General features: G+C 73.9%; 22 protein-coding genes. 14 read left to right on the top strand and 8 right to left on the bottom strand.

All coding sequences use genetic code 11. From position 1 onward, the window contains the following. From ACZ45Z_RS31330 to ACZ45Z_RS31340, 3 genes are all read right to left on the bottom strand, one after another. Nucleotides 1-976, bottom strand: a 976-nt coding sequence (locus ACZ45Z_RS31330) for a polysaccharide pyruvyl transferase family protein (RefSeq protein ID WP_468369655.1), incomplete at its 3' end; no start/stop codon positions are given. Between the two features lie 49 nt (nucleotides 977-1,025). Beyond that, nucleotides 1,026-2,081, bottom strand: a complete 1,056-nt coding sequence (locus tag ACZ45Z_RS31335; protein ID WP_468369658.1) for a glycosyltransferase family 9 protein — start codon at nucleotides 2,079-2,081, stop codon at nucleotides 1,026-1,028. A gap of 283 nt (nucleotides 2,082-2,364) precedes the next feature. Further along, on the bottom strand, nucleotides 2,365-4,452 hold the full coding sequence (locus tag ACZ45Z_RS31340) for a catalase (protein ID WP_468369661.1): 2,088 nt from the start codon (nucleotides 4,450-4,452) through the stop codon (nucleotides 2,365-2,367). A gap of 218 nt (nucleotides 4,453-4,670) precedes the next feature. Between ACZ45Z_RS31340 and ACZ45Z_RS31345 the strand changes: the two genes are divergently transcribed. From ACZ45Z_RS31345 to ACZ45Z_RS31355, 3 genes are all read left to right on the top strand, one after another. Next, nucleotides 4,671-5,069, top strand: a complete 399-nt coding sequence (locus tag ACZ45Z_RS31345; RefSeq protein WP_468369663.1) for a ChaB family protein — start codon at nucleotides 4,671-4,673, stop codon at nucleotides 5,067-5,069. A 53-nt stretch (nucleotides 5,070-5,122) separates the two neighbouring features. Beyond that, the gene (locus ACZ45Z_RS31350) at nucleotides 5,123-5,587 is read left to right on the top strand and encodes a DUF5709 domain-containing protein (protein ID WP_468369666.1); all 465 of its coding nucleotides are present in this window, start codon (nucleotides 5,123-5,125) and stop codon (nucleotides 5,585-5,587) included. Nucleotides 5,588-6,146: 559 nt separating this feature from the next. Beyond that, nucleotides 6,147-7,397 carry an MFS transporter gene (locus tag ACZ45Z_RS31355; protein WP_468369772.1) on the top strand — a complete coding sequence of 417 codons (1,251 nt, stop codon included), beginning with the start codon at nucleotides 6,147-6,149 and terminating at the stop codon, nucleotides 7,395-7,397. 230 nt (nucleotides 7,398-7,627) lie between these two features. On the opposite strand, the gene ACZ45Z_RS31360 is transcribed toward ACZ45Z_RS31355, so the two are convergent. After that, nucleotides 7,628-8,212, bottom strand: a complete 585-nt coding sequence (locus ACZ45Z_RS31360) for a hemerythrin domain-containing protein (protein ID WP_468369669.1) — start codon at nucleotides 8,210-8,212, stop codon at nucleotides 7,628-7,630. A 399-nt stretch (nucleotides 8,213-8,611) separates the two neighbouring features. Here ACZ45Z_RS31360 and ACZ45Z_RS31365 point away from each other — a divergent pair, with 399 nt between their 5' ends. Next, entirely contained in the window at nucleotides 8,612-8,971 is a 360-nt protein-coding gene (locus ACZ45Z_RS31365) for an STAS domain-containing protein (protein ID WP_468369672.1), read from the top strand. Between the two features lie 148 nt (nucleotides 8,972-9,119). On the opposite strand, the gene ACZ45Z_RS31370 is transcribed toward ACZ45Z_RS31365, so the two are convergent. Beyond that, nucleotides 9,120-9,314, bottom strand: a complete 195-nt coding sequence (locus ACZ45Z_RS31370; protein ID WP_468369674.1) for a DUF2795 domain-containing protein — start codon at nucleotides 9,312-9,314, stop codon at nucleotides 9,120-9,122. A 301-nt stretch (nucleotides 9,315-9,615) separates the two neighbouring features. Here ACZ45Z_RS31370 and ACZ45Z_RS31375 point away from each other — a divergent pair, with 301 nt between their 5' ends. Further along, nucleotides 9,616-10,083, top strand: a complete 468-nt coding sequence (locus ACZ45Z_RS31375; protein ID WP_468369677.1) for a peptidase inhibitor family I36 protein — start codon at nucleotides 9,616-9,618, stop codon at nucleotides 10,081-10,083. Between the two features lie 21 nt (nucleotides 10,084-10,104). Then, nucleotides 10,105-10,797 carry a UdgX family uracil-DNA binding protein gene (locus ACZ45Z_RS31380; RefSeq protein ID WP_468369680.1) on the top strand — a complete coding sequence of 231 codons (693 nt, stop codon included), beginning with the start codon at nucleotides 10,105-10,107 and terminating at the stop codon, nucleotides 10,795-10,797. 150 nt (nucleotides 10,798-10,947) lie between these two features. Here ACZ45Z_RS31380 and ACZ45Z_RS31385 read toward each other — a convergent pair whose 3' ends face one another. Continuing rightward, a complete protein-coding gene (locus ACZ45Z_RS31385) occupies nucleotides 10,948-11,325 on the bottom strand; it encodes an STAS domain-containing protein (protein WP_468369683.1) in 378 nt (125 codons plus the stop codon). A gap of 278 nt (nucleotides 11,326-11,603) precedes the next feature. Here ACZ45Z_RS31385 and ACZ45Z_RS31390 point away from each other — a divergent pair, with 278 nt between their 5' ends. Continuing rightward, a complete protein-coding gene (locus ACZ45Z_RS31390) occupies nucleotides 11,604-12,782 on the top strand; it encodes an FUSC family protein (RefSeq protein WP_468369686.1) in 1,179 nt (392 codons plus the stop codon). 37 nt (nucleotides 12,783-12,819) lie between these two features. Here the strand turns inward: ACZ45Z_RS31390 and ACZ45Z_RS31395 are convergent, their stop codons facing one another. Next, on the bottom strand, nucleotides 12,820-13,710 hold the full coding sequence (locus tag ACZ45Z_RS31395; RefSeq protein WP_468369689.1) for an SDR family oxidoreductase: 891 nt from the start codon (nucleotides 13,708-13,710) through the stop codon (nucleotides 12,820-12,822). A gap of 194 nt (nucleotides 13,711-13,904) precedes the next feature. On the opposite strand from ACZ45Z_RS31395, the gene ACZ45Z_RS31400 reads away from it, so the two are divergent. The 3 genes from ACZ45Z_RS31400 to ACZ45Z_RS31410 are packed head-to-tail and all read left to right on the top strand — an operon-like array spanning nucleotide 13,905 to nucleotide 16,433. Further along, nucleotides 13,905-15,437 (top strand): FAD-dependent oxidoreductase, encoded by a 1,533-nt coding sequence (locus tag ACZ45Z_RS31400; RefSeq protein WP_468369691.1) that lies wholly within the window; start codon nucleotides 13,905-13,907, stop codon nucleotides 15,435-15,437. Next, on the top strand, nucleotides 15,350-16,141 hold the full coding sequence (locus tag ACZ45Z_RS31405; RefSeq protein WP_468369774.1) for a HemK2/MTQ2 family protein methyltransferase: 792 nt from the start codon (nucleotides 15,350-15,352) through the stop codon (nucleotides 16,139-16,141). Before ACZ45Z_RS31400 ends, ACZ45Z_RS31405 begins: the two co-directional genes overlap by 88 nt. Beyond that, on the top strand, nucleotides 16,122-16,433 hold the full coding sequence (locus ACZ45Z_RS31410; protein ID WP_468369694.1) for a CDGSH iron-sulfur domain-containing protein: 312 nt from the start codon (nucleotides 16,122-16,124) through the stop codon (nucleotides 16,431-16,433). Before ACZ45Z_RS31405 ends, ACZ45Z_RS31410 begins: the two co-directional genes overlap by 20 nt. Before the next feature lie 16 nt (nucleotides 16,434-16,449). On the opposite strand, the gene ACZ45Z_RS31415 is transcribed toward ACZ45Z_RS31410, so the two are convergent. Continuing rightward, nucleotides 16,450-17,424, bottom strand: a complete 975-nt coding sequence (locus ACZ45Z_RS31415; protein ID WP_468369697.1) for an SDR family oxidoreductase — start codon at nucleotides 17,422-17,424, stop codon at nucleotides 16,450-16,452. A gap of 170 nt (nucleotides 17,425-17,594) precedes the next feature. On the opposite strand from ACZ45Z_RS31415, the gene ACZ45Z_RS31420 reads away from it, so the two are divergent. From ACZ45Z_RS31420 to ACZ45Z_RS31435, 4 genes are all read left to right on the top strand, one after another. Further along, complete coding sequence (locus ACZ45Z_RS31420) at nucleotides 17,595-18,050, top strand: SRPBCC family protein (protein ID WP_468369699.1); 456 nt, start codon at nucleotides 17,595-17,597, stop codon at nucleotides 18,048-18,050. A gap of 70 nt (nucleotides 18,051-18,120) precedes the next feature. Further along, a complete protein-coding gene (locus ACZ45Z_RS31425) occupies nucleotides 18,121-19,725 on the top strand; it encodes a phytoene desaturase family protein (protein WP_468369702.1) in 1,605 nt (534 codons plus the stop codon). A gap of 52 nt (nucleotides 19,726-19,777) precedes the next feature. Further along, entirely contained in the window at nucleotides 19,778-21,088 is a 1,311-nt protein-coding gene (locus ACZ45Z_RS31430) for an ATP-grasp domain-containing protein (protein WP_468369705.1), read from the top strand. An 86-nt stretch (nucleotides 21,089-21,174) separates the two neighbouring features. Further along, on the top strand, nucleotides 21,175-23,262 hold the full coding sequence (locus ACZ45Z_RS31435; protein WP_468369708.1) for a CocE/NonD family hydrolase: 2,088 nt from the start codon (nucleotides 21,175-21,177) through the stop codon (nucleotides 23,260-23,262). The last annotated feature ends 17 nt before the right edge of the window (nucleotides 23,263-23,279 follow it).

The raw sequence follows: 23,279 nt of genomic DNA on the forward strand, positions 1-23,279 counted from the left end.
GGGGGGCTTCACCAGTGGGTGTATTGGCTGGGTCGTAAGGGGATGTTAGCCGGCCGGACGCCCCGGGCCCACGAGGGGGGGGGGGGGGGGCTGCGGGGGGGGGGGGGGGGGGGGCCCGCCCCCCCCCCCCCCGCCGCCCCTCGTCCGACAGGCACCAGGCGAGTCGCCGGTCGAGCTCCGCCGGAGTGACGTCCTCGCAGCGCAGGACGGCGGGCCAGCCCAGCGCGGCCGCCTGGGCGCCGACCTTCGCCCCGCCCTCCACCGGGTCCACCGCGAGCGCCGGGGTGCCGGCCCGCAGGGCGAGGACCAGGCCGTGCAGCCGGGTGGTCACCACCGCGTCGAGCCGGCCGAGCGTGGCGTGCAGCTCGTCGGGGGTCGCCGGCAGCCGCCAGTCGCGGGTGTCCAGCCGGGTGTCCAGGGCGAGCCGCGCCACCGCCGCGCCGGCGAGCCATTCCGTCAGGGCCCGGGAGACCGCACCGTGCCGCCGGCGCGCCCCGTACTCGTGCTGACCTTCCGTCAAAATGACTCCGACCAAAGGCAGTTGTTCCGACGGAGGCGCGCGCAGGCTCAGATCCGCCGAGCCGCCCGCCACCCCGGCCGCGTCACGCGGATGCACCTCGTGGAACCGGCGCGCGGCCGGATCGGACGCGTCCGGCACCGACACACCCACCGCGATCCGGCGGCACCGCGCGTACCGGTCGTGCAGCGCCAGCAGCGGACTCGGCCCGCCGTCCGGCGGCCGCCGGGAATGCACCGGCCCGCACGCGAACAGCACATGGGTGTAGCGCGCCGGATCGGCGTCGCCCAACCGCAGCCCGTCCGGCCGGAACACCGGCGACCACGCCGTGTCATGCGCGTACCCGGCGTCTGCCAGGGCACACTGCACCGCCTGCGCCGCGAGCATGTCGCCCGCCGTCACCTCGCCGTGCAGAAAGCTGAACCAGCCGGTGAGCAGGACACGGGGCGGCCCGGTCACCGCTCGCGTCCCGGCCCGGCCGGTATCGCCACCGGGCCCGAAGCGCGCCTCACGACACGCTCACGGCATCGGCGCCCGGTGCGGCGGTCGCCCGCTCCGGCTCGGGCAGTTGCGCCACCGCGGTCAGCACCTCCGCCGCCGTGATGCGCAGCAGCCGGTCGTCCGGCCGGTCGCCGTGGGCGTCCCCGGGGCGCGGGCGGTCGATGGGGTCGGGATGCCACAGCGCGCGGTGCCGGGGCAGGTTGGGCGGGCCCCACAGCCGGGGCGCCACCGGCCCGAACAGCACCACCGACGGCGTGCCCAGGGCGCTGGCCAGATGCCCCAGACCGGTGTCGCCGACGATCACCGCCCGGGCGTGCGCGACGAGCGCCGCCAGCTCGGGGAACGGCAGATCCGAGGCGCCGCCCAGCACGGCGGACGCGGGCAGGCCCGCCTGTGCGGCCACCCGCCGGGCCAGCGGCCCCTCCCCGCACCCCGCGGTCACGACGACCCGATGCCCCGCGCAGTGCAGGGCGTTGGCCACCGCCGCGAACCGCTCGGGCGGCCACCGCCGGGCCGCGGCGTCCGCACCGGGATGGATGACGACGGCGCCGGGCGCGGGGGAGGGCGGCTCGGGCGCGTCGATCAGCAGGTCCGTGGGGTCGGCCGGGACGCCGTACCAGGCCAGCAGTCGGCACCAGCGGTCGCGTTCGTGCTCGTCCTCACGCCAGTCGGGCCCGGAGATCTCCGGCATGCCGGGATGCGCGTACGCCAGGAACCGGACCGGGCGCAGGGCCTGGAGCAGGCCGTGGCTGGCGGGGCCGTTGCCGTGCAGGTCCACGGCGACGGCCGGGGGCGGACCGGTCCAGTCCAGGGTCCGCGGGACGTCCCGGCCGGGCGCCGAGGTCGGCAGCAGCCGGTCGATGACTCCCGTCGCCCCGGCGGCGTCGGCGAGCCTGCCCGGCGCCGCGAGCACGAGTTCGTGATCCGGATAGGCGGTGCGCAGCGCGCGCAACGCCGGTACGGCCGTCAGCAGGTCGCCGAGGCCGAGCGCCCGCAGGACCAGAACCTGGGGGCGCGCGTCGCCGTCGAGCGATGCGGTGAAGCTGGGGCGGGCCGAGGTCATACGGTGCCTCCAATGCGTGCCTGTGTCGTGCTCCGAGCCCGGGTCCGGGGACCGGCTCTTGGGGGGCAGCGGCGAGCGGCGCGGATGTCTGCCTTCAATGTGCGGGCGGTCCCCACACCCCGCGACTTGTGACCGGCCACGTGTGTGCGTGCCCGGCGGGCGGCAGCCGCCGCCGGGCACGGCGCGCGACGACGCGTCCCCCACGCCCCCGCGGGGGCCGGCCTCTCTCCGTGCCGCTTCCCCGGCCCGGCCGTTCCTCGACAGTGCGGCCGGGCCGTCCGCCTCAGCGCCGCAGCGGTGGCCGGTCCCAATGCCGGTGGCCGCCGATCGCCTGGGAGAAGGCACGCGCGAAGTCCTCGCCGGGTACGCCGTCCGCCCGGTCGGTCACCACGCCCCGGTCGGAGAGCGGACCGCCGTCGGCCAGGCGCAGATCCCGTGGCAGCAGCGCGGCGAGCCGCTCCACGCTCCCGCCCAGCGCGCCGATCGGCTTGCCGTGCCGGTAGGCGTCCAGCACGAATCGCAGCGCGGCGTCATCGGCCACCGCGTCACCCGAGTCCAGTCCGCCGTGCGGCAGCAGCACCGCGTCGTACAGCACCGAAGCGACCGTCGGCAGCGCCCGGTCCACCCCGAAGCTCTCCCCGTCCGCGGCGGTGACCTCGCCGTCCCGGGGGGCGATCGTCTCGACGCGGGCGCCCTGGCCGGTCAGCGTCTCGCGGACCGCGCTCACCTGGTCCGCGCGCACCCCGTCGGAGACCAGCACCGCCACCTGCCGGGTGGCGATGGCACCGTCGCCCTTCACGTTCTCGATGCTCAGGGCCGGCGACGGCTCGGGCCGCGGAGTGGTCCGCTCCGGCGGCCGGGGGACGCCGACGCCCTCCGCGACCGCGACGGCCAGATCGTGCGCCACCAGCGCCAACTGCTCGACCGTACGCGCGCGGACCTCCTTCGCGCCCACCTTGCCGAGCTCGAACCGGAACGCCTCCACGATGTGCTGCCGCTCCCAGTCGGACATGCTGCGCCAGAACATCGCCGCCTGGGTGTAGTGGTCGTCGAAGCTGGGGCTGCGCTTGCGGATCTTGCGCCCGTCCACCCGCTCGGTCAGGTGCCGGAAGGCGGGCGCGTCGGCGTCGGCCAGCGCCGGGCAGCCGCCACCGAGCGAGTTCGGCGAGTAGCTGGTGCCCTGGTGGATCCGGCCCTGGTGGTAGCCGTCCCGCTGGTTGTTGCGGACCGGCGCCACCGGCCGGTTCACCGGGATCTGCGCGAAGTTGGGACCGCCCAGACGGATGAGCTGGGTGTCGAGATAGGAGAAGTTGCGGGCCTGGAGGAGCGGGTCGTTGGTGAAGTCGATGCCGGGCACGACGTTCGCGGTGTGGAAGGCGACCTGCTCGGTCTCGGCGAAGAAGTTGTCGGGGTTGCGGTTGAGCACCATCCTGCCGAGGGGCCGCACCGGCACCCGCTCCTCCGGGATGATCTTGGTGGGGTCCAGCAGGTCGAAGTCGAAGGCGTGCTCGTCCTCCTCGGGCACGAGCTGCACCCCCAGCTCCCACTCCGGGTACTCGCCGGCCTCGATGGTGTCCCACAGGTCGCGGCGGTTGAAGTCGGGGTCGCGGCCCTGCGTCTCCTGGGCCTCGTCCCAGACCAGCGAGTGCACCCCGAGCTTCGGCTTCCAGTGGAACTTCACGAACGTGCCGCGGCCCTGGGCGTTGACGAAGCGGAAGGTGTGCACCCCGAAGCCCTGCATCATGCGGTAGCTGCGGGGGAGGGCCCGGTCCGACATCAGCCACATGATCGTGTGCAGTGTCTCGGGCTGCAGGGACACGAAGTCCCACAGCGTGTCGTGCGCCGACGCGCCGGTGGGGATCTCGTTGTGCGGCTCCATCTTCACCGCGTGCACGAAGTCCGGGAACTTGATGCCGTCCTGGATGAAGAAGACCGGGAAGTTGTTGCCGACCAGGTCGTAATTGCCCTCCGACGTGTAGAACTTCGTCGCGAAGCCGCGCACGTCCCGTACGGTGTCCGCCGAACCGCGCGGCCCCTGGACGGTCGAGAACCGCACGAAGACCGGGGTGCGCACCGAGGGGTCCTGAAGGAACGCCGCGCGGGTGAACTCGGCGCAGGACTCATACGGCTGGAAGTAGCCGTAGGCGCCGGCACCGCGCGCGTGCACCACCCGCTCGGGGATGCGCTCATGGTCGAAGCGGGTGATCTTCTCCCGGAAGTGGAAGTCCTCCATCAGCGTGGGGCCGCGTTCACCGGCCCGCAGGGAGTCGTCGGTGTGGTCGACGGTGACGCCCTGATCGGTGGTGAGCGGGCCTCCGGCCGGGTCGGCCGCGCGGAATGCCGCGCGCTGCTCCTGCTTGGGGTCCACCATCGCTGTCCTTTCGGTCGAGAAACCCGTGCCCCTGCAAGTGACCCCTGGCGGCGGGGAGAAACGTCACGCGGAGCGGGGATTCGCCCCGATGCCCGGCCGATGCGACTCGCCCGGCGCAAGAACGCGGCCGCCGACCAGCGCGGAGAAACGGTTTTCGGCCGTTTTGTGATCCCCTCGCCGGGAAGCCGTAGGAACAGAGAAATACGGAGGTGATCGCGATGCCGGGACGGCAGGAGCTGCCCTCCACACTGGAGCGCTCACCGCGTGACGCGCAGCGCACATGGATCAAGGCACACGACTCCGCTGTGGAGAGCTACGGCGAGGGCGAACGGTCCCACCGGGTCGCCTTCGCGGCGCTCAAGCACAAGTACGAGAAGGTCGGCGACCACTGGGAGCGCAAGGAAGGCGGCCGGAAAGGCCCGTCGGACCCCCTGGGCGCCCGGCCCCGCCAGCAGGGCGGCCGAAGCGGCGAAGGCGTCGACGAACAGGCCACCAAGAAGCACCTCTACGAAGTCGCCCGGCGACTGGACATCGAGGGGCGGTCGGCCATGGACAAGCCCGAGCTGCTGGAGGCGATCCGCAAGGCCAACGAGCGGCGCACCCGCCAGGCCCGCTGAGCGCGCGGCGCCTCCTCGTACCGACGCACAGCCCGAGGGAAGGGACGTGAGGCATGTCCGACGAAGCCATGGGTGACGCGGTCTACCAGCCCGACACCACCCGGGACGAACAGGACACCTCCCAGGGACCGGACCTGGAGAACGCGCTCGACGAACGGGACCTGGACCAGACGCTGGACGAGGGCTACTCCCCGCCGGAGAAGCCCTACGGCGTCAACGACGGTGTCACCGCCCGGGAACAGCGCCGCGGCGAGAGCCTGGACGAGCGGCTGTACGAAGAGGTGGCCGACGTCGAGCCGCCGCCCGCCGGCCCGGCGGGCGAGGAACCGGCGGCCGGCGAACCCGTGGACGACCAGCTCGCCGACGCCCGGGCCGGCCGGATCGTCGGCGCCGACGAGGGCTTCCCGCGCCGCGCCGACGACACGATCGCGCGCGATGTCGGCATCGACGGCGGCGCGGCCTCGGCGGAGGAAGCGGCCGTCCACGTCGTCGACGAGGAGGACCGCCGCGAGCCCTGAGCGCCCGGCCGGCGGTGCGGCGTGGGTCACGCCAAAGGTCCCGCCATGCGGCGTGCGTCACGGCCGCCGGCCCTTGTCGATCATCCCTGTGAGCAACCCCACGCACTCGCCGGATCCCTTGCGGCACAAGGGATCCGGCGAGTTCTGACGCCTGCCGACGGCCCCGCGGGGCCGCCCGCGGGCGTCAGCCACTTCTGCCCGGCCGCGGAGATCTGTGAAGATGTGACATCGCTGTGCCTGAAGGGCTTCTTCACCGAGGTTCGCCGGGTGCCCAGCACTGACCGTCTCGGCGTGGCCGCCTCGCACACAGATGTGCCGCCCGCGCCCGCCGACCCGCTTCCCGAGCCTGCTGGGCTCTTCACGAAGTCTCCGAGCCGTGTCTTCTCCTGCCCTCGCCCCTGCCCGCATGCCTGCCCAGGCGACCTCCGCCGAGTCCACCGGCGAGCACCCCCCGGCCCCCCGCCGTCCGCGCGGCCTCGGCCGGCACCTCCTGAGCCGGCGCCGCCCCGCCGACCCGCACGCCGACCACGCTCCGTGGCGTTCGCTGCGCTACCGCAGCATGCGCTGGTGGTCGGTCGCCAACCTGGTGTCCAACGCCGGCACGTGGATGCAGCTCACCGTGCAGAACCTGCTGGTGCTCCAGATCACCGGCTCCGCCGCGGCCACCGGCCTGTCCCTGTCCGTCCAGGCGGCCCCCGGCCTGCTCATGGGCCTGGCGGGCGGCGCGGCCGTCGACCGCTGGCCCCGCAAGGTCACCGCCGCGGTCAGCCAGGCCGTCCTCGGCGTGATCGCCTTCACCACCGCCGCCCTGGTGGCCTTCGACCAGCTCAATTACGGGCTGCTGCTGGCCCTGGCCGGCGTCACCGGCCTCATCGCCACCGTGGACGGACCCGCCTGCGCCCTGCTGGGCAACGACCTGGTACCCACCAAGGACGTGCCCTCCGCCATCGCGGTCGGCTCCCTGGTGCACAGCGTGGGACGGCTCGGCGGCACCGCCCTGGCGGGCCTGGCCGTGGGCTTCCTCGGCACCGGCGCCGCCTACGCCGCCAACGGTCTGTCCTTCCTCTTCGTCGCGGCGGTCATCCCCTTCCTCCGCCCGGTCAGCGCCGCCCTGCGCGCCCCCTCCGGAGACCCCGCCCCGGCGGCCGGCCCCGCGACCGCGCCGGTGCCCGAGACCGGCATGAGCGCCCGCGACGGAATGAAGTTCTTCTTCCGCCGGCCCCGCCTGGTGGCCCTGGCCGCGATCACCGGACTGAGCGCCGTCTTCGGCCGCAACTACGGCCTGACCCTGGCCGTCCTGGTCACCGGACCGCTCGGCGCGGGCGCCGGCGCGTTCGGCACGGTCTCCTCCGTCCTCGCCGCCGGCGGCATCCTCGGCGCGATCCTCGCCGCGCGGCTGCGCAGCCCCTCCGTCAAGCTCGTCGGCGCGCTGGCCGCCGCCGGCGCCGTGCTCCAGATCTTCGCGGGCTTCTCGCCCTCGCTCATCGTCCTGCTGATCCTGGTGCTGCCGATGGCCGTCGTGGAGTCGGTCTCCGACACCGCCGGCACGACGGTCCTCCAGACCGACCCGCCGGCGGAGATGCGCGGCCGGGTCCTGGGCGTATGGCGCAGCGCCAGCACCGGGTGGGGCCTGGTCGGCCCGCCGCTGCTGGGTCTCCTGATGGAGCTGGCCGGTGCCCGCGGCGCCCTGGTGGTCGGCGGAGTGATCATCGCGGGCGCGATCGGCGCGGGCGGCGCGCTGCGCTCCCGCCGCCGCCCGGCGTGGACGGCCCCGGCCCCGGCGGCGGTGCCCTACCAGGCCGCGGCCTGACCCGGGGGCGTCCCTCGCCCCGACCTTCCGGCACGCCGAGCGGGGGGGGGGGGGGGGGGGGGGGGAACCCCCCCCCCCCCTCCCCCCCCCCCCCCCCCCCCCCCCCCCCCCCCCCCCCCCCCCCCCCACCCCCCCCTCCCCCCCCCCCCCCCCCCCCCCCCCCCCGCTTCGTCATACGCGCCACGCGCCACGCGCCGCTCTTCGCGTCTGAGCGCGCCCGGCGGCTCGCGCTACTCCTGCCGACCCGACCGCAGCGCGTCCTTCGCGCGGTCCACCAGCGCCGCGAACGGACCCCCGGCCCACTGGGCGGCGGGTGAGCCGGCGACCGCGGGGTGCGGATGGGTGGGCGCCGCCTTCTCCGCGCTCACCAGCGTGCTGCCCATACGCCGGCGGGTCTCCTCGTCACAGCCCTGGAGCACGGCGGGAAACTCCTCCTGTTCCTCGTGCTCCGCGTGGTCGATCACGGCATTCTCGAAGTCGGACAGCATGGCGTCGAATTCGGGGCTGCCGACATCCATCTTCTCGAGTTCGGAGAGCACCTTGTTGGCCTCTTCCTCCTCGTGATTACGGGCTTCCACTTCCGCCTCGCCGGCGGCCTTCTTCGCGGTCGGCCGCAGAACCATTTCCTCGGCCGTCTCGTGCACCGCCAGTACCGCCCGCAGTTCGTCGAACATCTTCTTCTTGAGATCGCCTCGCGCGCCCTTGACGTCGGCGAACAGCTCACGGATGTGGGCGTGCTGCTGGAGCAGGATGCCCACCACGTCACCCTCCGGAAGCTTCGCCGCGTCCGCGCGCTCGGTCTTCGCATCACTCACGGGACTGTCCTCCGTCCATAGGCGGGCCGCGCCCCGCCCCGGCTCGCGGACCGGCGCGGGCGCGACGTACGGCGTTCCCTGGGCGGGTCACCGATCCACGGGCCGACAAACCTCCGGGCGCCCCTGGACGGAGGGTGCGATCGCGCTGCGCACGCCGGTGGTGCGCCCCTGGGGGCGCACCGGCGCACGACGGGCGATCGAGTCGTTTTGCCGGGCAACGGACAGGGCACTAATCGAAGGCGGCCTCCGCCCCGAGCGGGAGCCTCTCCGTTCGCCGCCGATCACCGCGAACGAAGCGCGTCCTGTCGCGGACCGAGCGCGTTGCCATGAGCCTTCGTCCGCACAGCGTTGAGCGATCCAGGGGGCGCGGTCCGGTCAGCGGGCCGGGAGGAGAGCGACATGCACACCCGACGCCAGAACCTGCCGGCCACGCGCACGCCCTCGGGAACGGTCATCGTGCGCCCGGCGATCCTGGACTGCGCCGAGGCGGCCTCGGTGCGCGAGCAACTGCTGATCCTGCTGAACCGTGGCGCGAGCGCCCTCGTGGTGGATCTCAGCGCCTGCGACGCGGTGTGTCCGTGCTGTGGCGCGCCCGCGCTGGTGCGGGCCTACCGGCGGGCGCGCGCCCTCGGGGTGGCCTTCGAAGTCGTCGCTCCCAGCGGCGCGGTGGTGCGCCTGCCGCTGGAGCGGGCGTGGCAGACCAGCCAGGAACCGTTCCCGGCGGTGTCCGAGGCGGTGTCCGAGCGGGAGGCCGCATGATTCTCCGGGTGGTCCACCGGCGGCTGCACGCCTGGTTCCTGCACGCCGCGCGGCTGCTGCCGACCGGCGTCCGCCGCCTGCACGGCAAGGCGTGAGGAGAGCGGCGGCCGGGAGAGGGGGCGGCGCGTGGCGCCGCCCCGCGCCGCGGCTACTTGCCCCGGAAGACGGCCTTCTCCACGTCGCTGGGTCCGTCGAAGTTGTCCTTGGGAAGGTCGGCGATCTTCTCCACCAGCCCGTTGTCCGCCTTGTTGCTCCGGGCGCAGTCGACCAGATCCTTCTTGCGCGCCGGGTAGTGCGCGCCCTTGAGCGCCTTCTGCAGCTCGATCGGATTGGAGTCGGCCATGGGTTCCTCCAGGTGTCTGCGGTCAGTTGAGGTGACGCCGGCGGAAGACGCCGGCGTTGAACGTTGACGGTTGAACCTCACGTCGCGCGCCGCCCGGAGACCGGACGACGCGATTCCACCTCTGTATCCTGACATTCATCCGCAAAACGCACATTCTTAGTTGCATCCGGTGCGCTTCCCCGGGTTTCGGGGCGAAGGCCACGGGAACTCGGAGGCGGGTCGAGGGGTGACCGTCGGGTACGAGCGGGAGCGGAGGAGAAGACGATGCCCGAGTGCGCCGCTGCCGGCGAGGAGGTACGCCATGACGGTGAAGGTCACCGAGGGAACGGGTGTCACTGCCTGCCCGACCGGGTTCTACGCGCTCTACGAAGGCGCCGGCTTCAACGAGGCCGGTGCCGAACAGCGGCGGGTGCTGATCGCCGACGAGCCGGTCGAGGACCTTCGGGCGTACGGCTTCGACCACACCGCGGAGTCGCTGGTGAACCTGAGCCCCTTCACGGTCGAGCTGTACGAAGAAGCCGGCCGCCGAGGCGAACGCCTGACGTTCGGCCCCACCCTCTCCCCGAAGAACCTCGGCGGGTTCGAGACGGAAGCGGGTGAGAGCTGGGGTCACCGGGTGTCCTCGACGAACGCGTTCAAGGCGGAGCTGACGCATCGGCAGCCCGGCGAACGCGACGAGACGGTGGCGCGGGTCCGCGCCGAGCGGACCGGCGACCGCCCACCGGACGGCGACGACTCACCGGACGGCGCCCGTGGCGAGGAGCGGTGAACGACCGAGGAAGGGACGGCGATGACCGGAAGCGACACCGAGGCCGCGGCCGCCGGGCAGCAGTACGACGCGAGTCCGTACCTGCCCCGCAGCGGCGGCCTCGCGGCGTATCGGCGGGCGGCCGCGGACTGCCAGGGGTGCCCGCTGTTCCAGGATGCCTCGCAGACCGTCTTCGGCTCCGGGAGCGTGTCGGCGCGGCTCGCGCTGGTCGGCGAGCAACCGGGCGACCAAGAAGACCGCCAGGGCGAGCCGTTCGTCGGTCCGGCCGGACGGCTGTTGCGAAAAGCCCTGCGGGACGCGGGACTTGACGAGGACGAGGCGTACTTCACCAACGCCGTCAAGCACTTCAAGTTCACCGCCCAGGCGCGCGGCAAGCGCCGGATCCACAAGGCGCCGAGCCTGCGGGAGATGACCGCCTGCCGGCCCTGGCTGGCCGCCGAGTTGCGGCTGGTCGACCCGGAGGTGGTGGTGGCGCTCGGCGCGACCGCGGGCAAGGCGCTGCTGGGACCGTCGTTCCGGGTCACCCAGGACCGTGGCACCCTCATCCCGCTGCCCGCGGACGGCATGGCCGGCGCCCGTGGCGCCTCGGACGGCGGCCACGGGCTCGTCCTCCCCACCCTTCACCCGTCCGCGATCCTGCGCTCCGAGGAGCGGGAGGCCGCCTACGAGGGCTTGGTGTCGGACCTGCGGGTGGCGGCCGGGGCGTTGGGCTGACCGGTCCCTGAACGCGGACCGAACCAGGTCCGGGCCCGGGTTACGTCCGTCGGGGTGACTTGCGCCCGGCCGGCAGCGCGGCCGAGGCGCGGATCAGCGTCGAGGTACGGATCAGCCAGGAGTGCAGCCGGCGGCCGACAGCGCGCAGGATCATGCCGCGGCCACCTCCTTCGCCGCCCCGGTCGAGGCCGCCGCCACGGACGCGCGGACCGGCATCGGCTCCCGGCTGTCGCGGCAATGGGCCCGCAACCGGGTGGCGACCGCCTCGCCCGCGACCAGCACCTCGAACGGCGCGCCCAGCGCCCGGGCGCGCCGGTGCGCCCGTACCAGCGCCGGTGCCCCGCAGCACGCGCACACCGGCGCGCCCGCGCGGAGATCCACCACGAGTCCCGGTGCCCCGCGGTTGAGGAGGATGAGCAGTTGGTCGCGTACCTCGGCGGCCTCGGCGCAGCCGACCGCGGCCGGGCGGACGACCACGGCTCCCGTCGGCGTGTACGAGTACGGCAGGTCGCGGCGGGAACTGCGCATGGGAATCCTCCTGCTGACGGGTGAGAAGTCTTCGATGCGCATGCGGACAGAAGGCCGACATGCGGAGATGTGGGGGAAATGCGAGAAATGCTCTATATGACGCAGATTGCCACGCAAGGGGTGGTGTGTGCAATCGGCGGAGACCGAACGCCGACCCGCCGGCCGTCCGCGCGGGCCGGGGAGTAGGGGCGGCCACCGCGGGTACTCGCCGCACGCCGCGTCCCACAAGGGGGGCGCGGCGGACACATGCCGGAACACATCCGTCGGAAGGGCGATCGGTGGTCTCACAGCGGCTGGTGGCCGGGTGGCGGTGGCTCGGCTGGGAACTGTCCGCGGTGGGCCGTACGGCGCACGCCGCGGTGCGGCGACCGGGCCCCGAACGGGACACGATGACGCAGTCGCTCAAGGCCGCCGGTGCGGCGATCGCCGCCTGGGCGCTGACGGGCTGGTGGCTCAAGGCACCGCTGGCAATCATGGCGCCGTGGACCGCGCTCGCGCTGGTCGACGTCACCGTCTACCGCTCGCTGCGCGCCGGACTCCAGCAACTCGCGGTGATCATGGCCGGTGCCCTGTGGGCGTCCGGGGCGATGGCCCTGACCGGCGGCAGGGCCCTGGGCGCCATGCTCGTCGCCCTGCCGGTGACCGCCCTCCTCGGCACCTACCGCCGATTCGGCACCCAGGGCATCTACGGCGCCACCACCGCCCTGTTCGTCATCACCTACGGCGCCTACTCCCTGGTCGAGGTCGGCCACCGCCTCCTGGAGACGCTGATCGGCGCGGTGATCGGTGTCGCCGTCAACGCGCTCGTCCTGCCGCCGGTGCATCTGCGCAACGTGCACGACCAGTTGCGGCGCCTCTCACGGGAGAGCGCCGGTCTCCTGTACGCCCTCGCCGACGGGTTGCGCCAGGAGTGGAGCGACGCCGACGCCGCGGGCTGGCACGACCGCGCCCGGCGCCTGGACCAGGTCCTGCTCGCCCTCGCCGACGCCCGCCGCTGGACCGCCGAGAGCTCCCGCTTCAACCCCGGCCGGCGCCTGCGCCGCACGGCCGTACCGCCACCGCCGCAGGAAGCCGACGCCCTGTGGGAACGCACCGTCGCCCACCTCACCGCCATCACCCGCACCCTGGCGAGCACGGCCGGCGAGCGCGCCCGCCTCTCCGCGCCCGGCACGGCCTTCCTCACCCGCTACGCCGACCTCGCCGAGCGGACGGCGCGACTGTGCGAGGCCGTCGGTGGGGTGGCCGAGCCCGGCGGGGCCGCCCAGGACGACCGGGACCGCCGCGAGAGCGCCCGGAAGGAAGCCTGGAACCTCTACGACGGCCTCGCCGCCGACTTCCGCCGGCAGACCGGAACGGCGGCCGCGGTGAGCGGCGGTCTGCTGGTGGAGACCAAGCTCCTGCTCGACGTGCTCACGCCGCGGGGCGGCGACGAGGACGCCGCCGCCCCGACCGGCTGAACTGCCGGCCGAACACCGCGGCCGCCGGGCCGCGCCGTCACGGCAGTGGCGTGCCGCCCGTCGCGTTGACGATCTCCGCGGTGATGTAGCTCGCCTGTTGCGACGCCAGGAACACGTAGGCCGGGGCCATTTCCGCCGGCTGCGCCGGGCGGCCCAGCGGAGCCTGCTTGCCGAACTTCGCCGTCTCCGGCATCGTCGCGGGAATCAGCGGCGTCCACACCGGCCCGGGAGCGACCGCGTTGACGCGGATACCGTCACCGGCCACCATCTGCGCCAGTCCCTGGGTGAAGGTGACGATGGCGCCCTTGGTCATGGCGTAGTCGAGCAGATGCGGACTCGGCTTGTACGCCTGGACCGAGGTGGAGTTGATGACGCAGCCGCCCTTGGGCATATGAGGCAGCGCCATCTTCGACAGCCAGAACATCCCGTACAGGTTCGTCCGCATCACCCGGTCGAACTGTTCCGTGGAGATCGCGCCGATACCGTCCGGCTGGGACATCTGATAGGCGGCGTTGTTCACGAGGATGTCGATCCGCCCCAGCTCGGTGACGGCCCGCTCCACCAGCGCCCGGCACTGGTCCTCGTCACGGATGTCGCAGGAGACGGCGACGGCCTTGCGGCCCGCCTCCTCGATCAGCCGCGACGTCTCGCGGGCCTCGTCCTCCTCCGCGTCCAGATGGGTGAACACCACATCGGCGCCCTCCCGCGCGAAGGCCAGCGCGACCGCCCGCCCGATCCCGGAATCGCCGCCGGTGAGCAGCGCCTTGCGGTCGGCCAGCAGGCCGTGTCCCACGTAGCTGTCCTCGCCGTGATCGGGCGGCGGGTCCATCGGCCCGGTCCAGCCGGGGTGCGGCTGGTCCTGCTCGGGGAGTTCCGGCTGGGGGTGCTTGGTCACGGGGTTCTGCAGTCCGGGGTCCTGCTCTGCCATGGGAGCCTCCTGATTCCCTCTGTCCGGGATCCGTCCGCTTCCGTCCGCGGGCCAGGCACCGGGTGCCCTGCCCGCACCACCTCAATCCTTCCGGCGCCCCACCTGGCGGGCAGCCGCCACCAGGGCTACGTCCTACCGGGGGAGACGCGGCCCGTTCGCGCTTCGCCGGCGATCTTCGGGGCACCCGTGAGCGTATGGCGCATTCTTCCTCCCCACCCCGAAGCGACGAGTCGTACTGGATGGCCACGACGGGCAGCACGTCCTACCCGCCGCTCACCGAAGACCTCGAAGTCGACGTCACGGTGATCGGCGGGGGCATCGCGGGCCTGAGCACCGCATGGGAGCTGGCGCGCGCCGGCCGGCGCGTGGCCCTCCTCGAAGCGGACCGGATCGCCGCCGGCGTCACCGGCTACACCACCGCCAAGGTCTCCGCGCTGCACACCCTGGTCTACGAGCGGCTGCGCCGGACCCGCGGCACCGACGGCGCGCGGGCCTACGCCCGATCCCAGCAGGAAGCCGTCGAACGCGTCGTCGAGATCACCGACCTCCTGGACATCGACTGCGACCTCGAACGCTTCCCCGCCTTCACCTTCGGCTGCGCCGCCTCGGGCGTGAGCACCCTGCGCGCGGAGGCCGAGGCGGCCGCGGAAGCCGGACTGCCCGCCTCCTACGTCACCGACACCGGGCTGCCCTTTCCCGTGGCCGGCGCGGTGCGCGTCGAGGACCAGGCCCAGTTCCACCCGCGCAAGTACCTGCTCGCCCTGGCCGAGGACTTCCGGGCGCAGGGCGGCGTCATCCACGAGCGCACCCGCGCCACCGGCCTGACCGAAGGCACACCGTGCCGCGTGGAGACCGAGCCCGGGCCGGTCGTCACCTCCCAGGACGTCGTCGTCGCCACCCACTACCCGGTCTTCGACCGGGCGCTGCTCTTCACCCGGCTCTCGCCCCGCCGCGAACTGGTGGTGGCGGCGCCCCTGGCGGCCGACCGCGACCCGGGCGGCATGTACATCACCGAGGAGGAGGGCAAACGATCCGTACGCACCGCGCCGCACGGCGAGGGGCAGCGGCTGCTGATCGTCACCGGGGAGACCTTCAAGCCGGGCACCCGCGACGCCCGCGAAGGCTTCGAACGGCTGACGGCCTGGGCCCATCAGGCTTTTCCCGGGACGGAGGTGACCTACCGCTGGGCGACCCAGGACAACGTCCCGACCGACACCGTGCCCCTGGTCGGCCCCTTCCACCCCGGCGCGCGCCACACCTACGTCGCCACCGGGTTCGGCGGCTGGGGCATGAGCGGGGGAGTGATGGCCGGACGGCTCCTGACCGGCCTGATCACCGGCGACCCGCCGCCATGGGCGGGGCTGTACGACCCCCGCCGGCTGTGGAGCGCGGTCCGAGAGGCGCCCGCGTTCCTCAAACACCAGGCGGAAGTGGCCCAGCACTTCCTCGGCGACCGGCTGCGCGCCACGCACGCCGACTCCATCGCCGAAATCGCCCCCGGGACCGGCGCGGTGGTCCGGGTGCGGGGCAGACGCTGCGCCGTCTACCGCGACGAGACCGGCACGGCGCACGCGGTATCGGCACGCTGCACCCACATGGGCTGCCTGGTCGCCTTCAACCCGGGAGAGAAGACATGGGAATGCCCCTGCCACGGCTCGCGCTTCGCGCCGGACGGCACGGTGGTCCAGGGCCCGGCCAACACCCCCCTGGAACCGAGGGACATCTGACCGGACGTGCGCGGCGGGGCCGCCGGAGCCATGCGCGGTGCGCATACTTCCTCAGGCCCCCAGGGGTCTACGCACCCCAGGGGGACACCGACGCGCTGGTGGCGGCCCTGGGCCGGGAGACCCTCCCGGCGGACGCCTCGGTGCTCGACGTCGGTACGGGAAGCGGCGCGCTCGCCGTCGCCGCCGCACGGGCCGGGGCGGGCCACGTCGCCGCGGTCGACGTCTCGCGCGCGGCGGTGTTCACCACCCGGCTCAATGCCTGGCTGGCCGGGCACGGCCGCACCGTCCGCGCCTACCGCGGGGAGCTGTTCGCGCCGGTGGCGGGCCGGCGCTTCGACCTGATCATGGCGAACCCGCCCTATGTGCCCTCGCCCCGCCCCGGACTGCCGCGTGGCGGGCCCACCCGCGCCTGGGACGCCGGGACGGACGGCCGGGCGGTACTGGACCGGCTCTGCGCCCAGGCACCCACCCTGCTGCGCCCCGGTGGCGTCCTGCTGCTGGTCCACTCCGTGCTGAGCGGCCCCGGTACGACACTGGAACTGCTGTCCGCGGCGGGCCTGGAAGCGGCCGTCACCGACCGGCGGCTCGTTCCCTTCGGGCCGGTGGTACGCGGCCGCGCGGCCTGGCTGCGGGACCGGGGGCTGCTCGCTCCCGGCCAGGACAAGGAGGAGCTGGTGGTGATCCGTGCGCGACGACCGGCCTGAGACCGCCGCCCCGGGAGCAGGCGCGGCGGACGGCGGCGCGCCCGCGTGCCGTGCCGCGCGACGGGTCAGCCAGGAGCCGGGCGGGCCGCTGCTCATCGAGGGACCCGTCGAGGTGGTCCTCCCGGACGGCGGCACCGCCCGCTCGGACCGCCCGACGGTGGCCCTGTGCATGTGCCGCCGCAGCAAGATCTTCCCCTGGTGCGACACCAGCCACCGGGGCCGCAGGAGGCCACCGGGCGCCGACGCGGCGAAGGACACCGACGCGGCGAAGGACACCGGAGCGGCGAGCTGAACGACCGGCGGCACGCTCAGTCGTCGCCGTCGCCGTCGCCGTCGCCGTTTCGGCCGCGTCGTCCGTTTCCGTCGCGTCGTCCGTTTCCGTAGCCGTATCCCTCTCCCGGAGCGCGCCCCGACGCCTCCTCGGCCGCCCGGCCGCCCGCGCCCAGCAGCCCGGTCGGCGCGAAGGCGGCGCGGTCGGCGAGTCGCCCCAGCTCGCGGCGCGCCCGCCGGGCGACGAGCCCGGGCAGGGCCGCCCGCAGGGCCAGCGCGCCGCGCAGCCAGGGCTGCGCGTACACGGCGGGTGCCCGCCGCTCGATCCCGTGGACCAGACTGTCGACCACCGCCTCCACCTGGTACGTCTTCGACGCGGGCCAGGGCATCCGCGCCCGCAGCTCACCGAGCGCCGCGTGGTGGTCGGCGTCCCGGACCATGTCCGTGTCGGTCCAGCCGAGGTAGGCGACGCCCACCGCCACCCCGCGATGGGCCACCTCGGCCCGCACGGCGTGGGCGAACGCCTCCACCCCCGCCTTGGACGCGCAGTACGCCGTCATCATCGGCGCCGGCGCGAGCGCCGCCAGCGAGGCCACCTGGAGGTAGTAGCCCCCGGTCCGCAGCAGGCAGGGCAGGAAGACCCGGACGGTGATCGCACTGCCGATCAGGTTGGTCTCCACCACCCGCCGCCAGATCGCCGGATCGCCGTCGAGGAAGGGACCGCCGGCCGCCACCCCGGCGTTGGCCACCAGCACCGACGGCGGCCCGAGCCGTCGCTCCACCCGAACGGCGGTCCGCGCCATCGCGGCTTCGTCGGTGACGTCGACCAACCAATGGGCGGCGGTGTCGTCCGGCAGCGCCGCCGCGACCCGCGCCAGCTCGCGCTCCTCCAGACCGAGCAGCGCGACCCTGGCACCCCGCCGTACGAGGCCCACGGCCAAGCCCTCGCCCAACCCGCGGGCGGCGCCGGTGACCACCGCGGTACGCCCCAGCAGAGGTAGCTGTGCGGCCATGCATTCAACGTAACGCCGAACCGGCGCGGCTTCCTGACCGGCCGGAGGCGGCTCCCCGACCACCGCGGGCGCGGCACCCGCTCGCCGGGCGGGCCGGGTACGGCGAGTCGCCCTAGGCTGGCTTCCGGACGCCGGCGCGCGTTCCCGAGGCGCGGTGGAGGAGGACGCTCATGGCCGTGCGGCATCAGCTCATCACGAGGTCTCCGGAGACCGTCTGGGAGATCCTCGCCGACGGCTCCCGGTACGCCGACTGGGTCGTCGGCACCAAGGACTCGCGGCACGAGGCGGGCAACTGGCCCGAGGTGGGCGCCACCCTCACGTACGACGTGCGCCTGGGGCCCTGGACGGTGACCGGCCGGACCATCGTCCGGCGCAGCGAACCACCGCGCGAACTCGAACTGGAAATCGACAGCGGGCCCCTGGGCACGGCCCGGATCGCCATGGAAATCCGGCCGTGGGGCGACCACAGCCTGGTCATCTTCGACGAACACCCCCTGACCGGAGCCGGCGGACTGCTGCACAACGCCGTCCTGGACGCCCTGATCCAGTTGCGCCACCGCAGCATGCTCGGCCGGCTGGCCAGAGTGGTCCAGGACAGCCCGGAGCGTTCCGGCGCACCGTCCTGACCGCCCACGACCCGTCCCCACGTCCGACCGGCGCCCGCCGGAGCGCGGCCGGGGCGAACAGGAGTCAGCGATGCCGGACGCGGTGGTGATCGGCGCGGGCCCCAACGGCCTGGTCGCGGCCAACCTGCTGGCCGACGCCGGCTGGAGCGTGGAAGTCCTGGAAGCCGCCGCGGAACCGGGCGGCGCCGTCCGCAGCGACCGAGGCGTCCACCCCGACTACGTCAGCGACGTGTGCAGCTCCTTCTATCCGCTCGCCGCCGCCTCCCCCGTCATCGCCGCTCTGCGCCTCCAGGACGAGGGCCTGCGCTGGAGCCACGCGCCCCGCGTCCTCGCCCACCCCCTGCCGGACGGCAGATGCGCGGTGCTGGAGCGCCACGCCCCCGACACCGCCCGCGGCCTGGACGCCTTCGCCGCCGGCGACGGCGCGGCCTGGCAGGACCTGTGCCGCGTCTGGGACCGGGTCGGCCCCGACATCCTGGCCGCCCTGTTCACCCCCTTCCCGCCACTGCGGGCCGGCGCCCGGCTGCTCGCCCGGCTGCGCGGCGCGGGCGGCCTGCGCCTGGCCCGCACGATGCTGCTGCCCGTACGCCGCCTGGGCGAGGAGGAGTTCCGCGCCGAGGCCGGCCGCCTCCTGCTCGCCGGCAACGCCCTCCACGCCGACCTCGCCCCGGAGGCCGCGGGCAGCGGCGGGTTCGGCTGGCTGCTGTCCATGCTCGGCCAGCACCACGGCTTTCCCGTGCCGGTCGGCGGCGCGGGCGCGCTCACCGCCGCCCTGGTGCGGCGCCTGGAGCGGCGCGGCGGCGCACTGCGGTGCGGTGCGCGGGCGGTGGAGATCGTGGTGCGGGCGGGCCGCGCCGTGGCGGTGCGCACCGCGGACGGCGAGACGGTCCCGGCGCGCCGGGCGGTGCTGGCCGACGTCAGCGTGCCGGCGCTCTACGGCGAACTGGTCGACGCCCGGCACCTGCCCGGCCGGTTGCTCGCCGATCTGCGCCGCTTCCAGTGGGACTTCGCCACCTTCAAGGTCGACTGGGCGCTGGACGGCACCGTGCCCTGGACCGCCGCGGACGCCGCCACCGCCGGCACCCTCCACCTGGCCGACGGGGTCGACGACCTCACCCGGTTCGCCGCGCAGATCGCCGCCGGGCGGGTTCCCGACCGGCCGTTCGCGCTGTTCGGCCAGATGACCACCGCGGACGCCTCCCGCTCACCGGCCGGCACCGAGTCGGCCTGGGCCTACACCCACGTCCCGCAGGTCGTGCGCGGCGACGCGGGCGACGACGGCCTGACGGGGGAGTGGCGCAAGGGCGAGCAGGAGGCGATGGCGGACCGTATCGAGCGCCAGGTGGAGCGCTACGCGCCCGGCTTCCGCTCCCGCGTCCGGGCCCGCCGCATCCTCGCCCCGCCGACGTTCCAGGCCGAGAACGCCAACCTGCGCGGCGGCGCCCTCAACGGCGGCACCACCGCCCTCCACCAGCAGTTTTTCTTCCGGCCCCTGCCCGGCACCGGGCGCCCGGAGACGCCCGTCAAGGGCCTCTACCTCGCCTCGGCCGGCGCGCACCCGGGCGGCGGCGTCCACGGTGCCTGCGGCGCCAACGCGGCCCGCGCGGCCCTGCACCCCCTGGCCGCGACCGGCGTGCTCCACCGCACCCAGCGCCTGCTGACCCGGCCGGATTGAGCGGCGGGGCGCCGGGTACGCGAGCCACCCGGACGGGACGGAAGGAGACCAGGTGACCGAGAAGAACATCTTCGTCCTCGGCCTCGACGAGGCGAACCTGCCCACGCTGCACGGCGTACCCGGCGCCCACGACTACCGCTTCCACCCCCTGCTGACCGTCGAGGAACTCCAGGTCGGCGAGGTGTCGGTGGAAACGCTGCGGGAGAAGGCGCAGAGCGAACTGGACGCGTTCGACGGCACCGTCGACGCCATCGTGGGCTACTGGGACTTCCCCGTCAGCACCCTCATCCCGCTGCTGAGCCGGCGCTACGGCACCACCAGCACCAGCCTGGAATCCGTCGTCAAGTGCGAGCACAAGTACTGGAGCCGGCTGGAGCAGCGAAAGGTCATCGACGAACACCCGCGCTTCGGGCGAGTCGACCTGGAGGCCGACGACCCGCGGCCGCCCGACGGAGTGCCCTTCCCGATGTGGCTCAAGCCCGCCCTGTCGTACTCCTCGGAACTGGCCTTCGGGGTCGAGGACGAGGAGGAGTTCCGCGCGGCGGTCACCGAGATCCGCGCCGGCATCGGCCGGATCGGCCGGCCCTTCACCTCCATCCTCGACGAGCTGGAGCTGCCGCCGGAGATGGCGGGCATCGGCGGCGAGGTGTGCCTGGCGGAGGAAGCGCTGACGGGTCTTCAGGTGGCGGTCGAGGGATACGTCCACGAAGGCCGGGTCACCGTCTACGGCGTACTGGACTCCGTCAACTATCCCGACTCGTCGTCCTTCCTGCGCCACCAGTACCCCTCCACCCTCCCGACACCCGTGGTGCGGCGGCTGCACGACGTCTCCGAACGGGTGATGCGGCAGATCGGCATGGACTCCGCGACGTTCAGCATCGAGTACTTCTACGACCCGCGGACCGACGAGATCAACCTGCTGGAGATCAACCCCCGGCATTCGCAGTCGCACGCCGAACTCTTCGAGTTCGTCGACGGCGTGCCCAACCACCACTGCATGCTCCGCCTCGCCCTCGGCGAGGACCCCAGCCTGCCCCGGGGCGCCGGACCGTACCGGACGGCCGCCAAGTGGTACTACCGGTGGTTCGCCGACGGCGTGGTGCGCGGCGTCCCCGACGGCGAGGACATCGAGCGGATCGAACGCCAGATCCCGGGCGTCCGCGTCGAGGTGGTGCCCGAGGAAGGGCAACGGCTGTCGGAGATGCCCCAGCAGGACAGCTACAGCCACGAGATCGCCCACATCTTCACCGGCGGGGACAGCACCGAGGAACTGCGCGAGAAGTACGACCGGTGCGTGGCGGCGCTCAACCTCCGCTTCGACGAGATGGCGGCGCCCGGCGCGGCGGACGGGAACGGCCGATGACCGGGCCGCGCGGGCCGGCCCGGCCGCGCGCCCCGCCCCACCGGCCGCCGCCGCACCGCACCACACCGAAGGAGCGAGCCCCTCGCATGCGTTTCGTCAGCGATCTGCCCCATGAGACGAAGGAAGAAGCCCACGTCGCGATCCCGATGTCCGACGGCACCCGGCTGTCGGCGCGGATCTGGCGGCCGGTGTCCTCCGACGGGCAACCGGTGCCCGCGGTCCTGGAGTACATCCCCTACCGCAAACGCGACCTGACCTCCGTACGCGACGCGATCCACCACCCCTACCTCGCCGGCCACGGCTATGCCGCCGTCCGCGTCGACGTGCGCGGCACCGGCGAATCGGAAGGCGTGCTGCGGGACGAATACCTGGAACAGGAACAGCGCGACGCGGAAGAAGTCCTCGCCTGGCTGGCCGAGCAGCCGTGGTGCGACGGCAACACCGGCATGATGGGCATCTCCTGGGGCGCCTTCGCCGCCCTCCAGGTCGCCGCCCGGCAGCCGCCGAGCCTGCGCGCCATCGTCATCGCCTCCTTCACCGACGACCGCTACGACGACGACATGCACTACATGGGCGGCACCCTGCTCTCGGACAACCTCGCCGAAGCGGGCACCATGTTCGCCTACGCCACCCTCCCGCCCGACCCGGCGATCGTCGGCGAGCGGTGGCGCGAGATGTGGCACGAGCGGCTGGAGAACACCCGCCCCTGGGTCCTGGAATGGCTGCGCCACCAGCGCCGCGACGACTACTGGCGGCACGCCTCGGTCTGCGAGGACTACCAGGCCGTGCGCTGCCCGGTCCTCGCCTCCAGCGGCTGGGCCGACGGCTACTCCAACGCCGTCTCCCGCCTGCTGTCCCATCTGGACGTCCCCCGCAAGGGACTGATCGGCCCCTGGTCGCACAAGTACCCCCACCTGGGCGAACCCGGCCCCGCCATCGGCTATCTGCAAGAGGTCGTGCGCTGGTGGGACCACTGGCTCAAGGGCGCCGACAACGGCGTCATGGACGGCCCGATGCTGCGCACCTGGATGCAGGACAGCGTGCCGCCCTCCACCTCCTACGAGGAACGGCCCGGCCGCTGGGTCGGCGAACCCGGCTGGCCCTCCCCGCACATCGAACCGGTCCGCTACCCGCTCGTCCGGCACCGCCTCGTCCGCCCCGGCGAGCGCCCGCCCGGTGAGGGCCCACCCGGTGAGGGCCCGCCCAGTGAGGGCCCACCCGGCGACACCGAACCGGGCGAGGAGCCGCTGACCGTCCAATCCCCCCTGTCCGTCGGCCAGTTCGCCGGCAAGTGGGCCTCATACAACGCGCCCCCCGACCTGCCGTACGACCAGCGCGAGGAGGACGGCGGGGCGATGGTCTTCGACACCGGCGAACTCACCGAGCCGGTGGAGATCCTCGGCTCACCGACCGTCGAACTGGACCTGTCGGTCAGCGAACCCGTCGCGATGGTCGCCGCCCGCCTGTCCGACGTGGCCCCCGACGGGCGCGCCACCCGCGTCACCTACGGACTGCTGAACCTCACCCGGCGCGACGGCGCCGACGAACCCGAGCCGCTGGAGCCCGGACGCCGCTACCGCGCCACCGTCCGACTCAACGGCGTGGCACAGGCGTTCCCGCCCGGCCACCGCATCCGGCTGTCCCTGTCCACCTCGTACTGGCCGCTCGCCTGGCCGCCGCCCAAACCGGTCCGGCTGAGCGTCTACCAGAGCACCAGCGCCCTGACCCTGCCGGTACGGCCCACCCGGGAGCCGGACGAGGTGCCGCCGCGCCCCTTCGACGAGCCGGAGGGCGCACCGTTCGCCGAGGCCACCCGGCTCACGCCGCCGGAGGAACGCTGGGAGGTCAAGCGTGAACTGACCGACTACCACGCCGAGTTGGAGATCGTGAAGGACCGCGGCACGGTCCGCTTCGAGGACATCGCCCTCGATGTGGCCCGCCGCGCCTACGAGCGCTACACCTCCACCGCCGACGACTTCACCTCCCCCCGCGGCGAGTCGACCTGGACCATGCGGTTCCGGCGCGACGACTGGGACGTCCGGGTCGTCACCCACACCGAGCTCCGCTGCGACGAGGACACCTTCTTCGTCGACGCCACCCTGGACGGCTACGAGAACGACCGGCGGGTGTTCTCCCGCAGTTGGAACGAGACGGTGCCGCGCGACCACATGTAGGCCCGGGGCCCGCGACC

The sequence above is a fragment of the Streptomyces sp. NPDC031210 genome (assembly GCF_055570395.1).

Excerpts from the sequence above, each read along its gene's own strand:
- ACZ45Z_RS31345 (WP_468369663.1), top strand. The coding sequence starts at position 4,671 with ATGCCGGGACGGCAGGAGCTGCCCTCCACACTGGAGCGCTCACCGCGT.
- ACZ45Z_RS31405 (WP_468369774.1), top strand. The coding sequence starts at position 15,350 with ATGCCCCTGCCACGGCTCGCGCTTCGCGCCGGACGGCACGGTGGTCCA.
- ACZ45Z_RS31355 (WP_468369772.1), top strand. The coding sequence starts at position 6,147 with ATGCGCTGGTGGTCGGTCGCCAACCTGGTGTCCAACGCCGGCACGTGG.
- ACZ45Z_RS31365 (WP_468369672.1), top strand. The coding sequence starts at position 8,612 with ATGCACACCCGACGCCAGAACCTGCCGGCCACGCGCACGCCCTCGGGA.
- ACZ45Z_RS31420 (WP_468369699.1), top strand. The coding sequence starts at position 17,595 with ATGGCCGTGCGGCATCAGCTCATCACGAGGTCTCCGGAGACCGTCTGG.
- ACZ45Z_RS31425 (WP_468369702.1), top strand. The coding sequence starts at position 18,121 with ATGCCGGACGCGGTGGTGATCGGCGCGGGCCCCAACGGCCTGGTCGCG.
- ACZ45Z_RS31340 (WP_468369661.1), bottom strand. The coding sequence starts at position 4,452 with ATGGTGGACCCCAAGCAGGAGCAGCGCGCGGCATTCCGCGCGGCCGAC.
- ACZ45Z_RS31380 (WP_468369680.1), top strand. The coding sequence starts at position 10,105 with ATGACCGGAAGCGACACCGAGGCCGCGGCCGCCGGGCAGCAGTACGAC.
- ACZ45Z_RS31400 (WP_468369691.1), top strand. The coding sequence starts at position 13,905 with ATGGCGCATTCTTCCTCCCCACCCCGAAGCGACGAGTCGTACTGGATG.
- ACZ45Z_RS31395 (WP_468369689.1), bottom strand. The coding sequence starts at position 13,710 with ATGGCAGAGCAGGACCCCGGACTGCAGAACCCCGTGACCAAGCACCCC.
- ACZ45Z_RS31385 (WP_468369683.1), bottom strand. The coding sequence starts at position 11,325 with ATGCGCAGTTCCCGCCGCGACCTGCCGTACTCGTACACGCCGACGGGA.
- ACZ45Z_RS31435 (WP_468369708.1), top strand. The coding sequence starts at position 21,175 with ATGCGTTTCGTCAGCGATCTGCCCCATGAGACGAAGGAAGAAGCCCAC.
- ACZ45Z_RS31335 (WP_468369658.1), bottom strand. The coding sequence starts at position 2,081 with ATGACCTCGGCCCGCCCCAGCTTCACCGCATCGCTCGACGGCGACGCG.
- ACZ45Z_RS31350 (WP_468369666.1), top strand. The coding sequence starts at position 5,123 with ATGTCCGACGAAGCCATGGGTGACGCGGTCTACCAGCCCGACACCACC.
- ACZ45Z_RS31415 (WP_468369697.1), bottom strand. The coding sequence starts at position 17,424 with ATGGCCGCACAGCTACCTCTGCTGGGGCGTACCGCGGTGGTCACCGGC.
- ACZ45Z_RS31375 (WP_468369677.1), top strand. The coding sequence starts at position 9,616 with ATGACGGTGAAGGTCACCGAGGGAACGGGTGTCACTGCCTGCCCGACC.
- ACZ45Z_RS31370 (WP_468369674.1), bottom strand. The coding sequence starts at position 9,314 with ATGGCCGACTCCAATCCGATCGAGCTGCAGAAGGCGCTCAAGGGCGCG.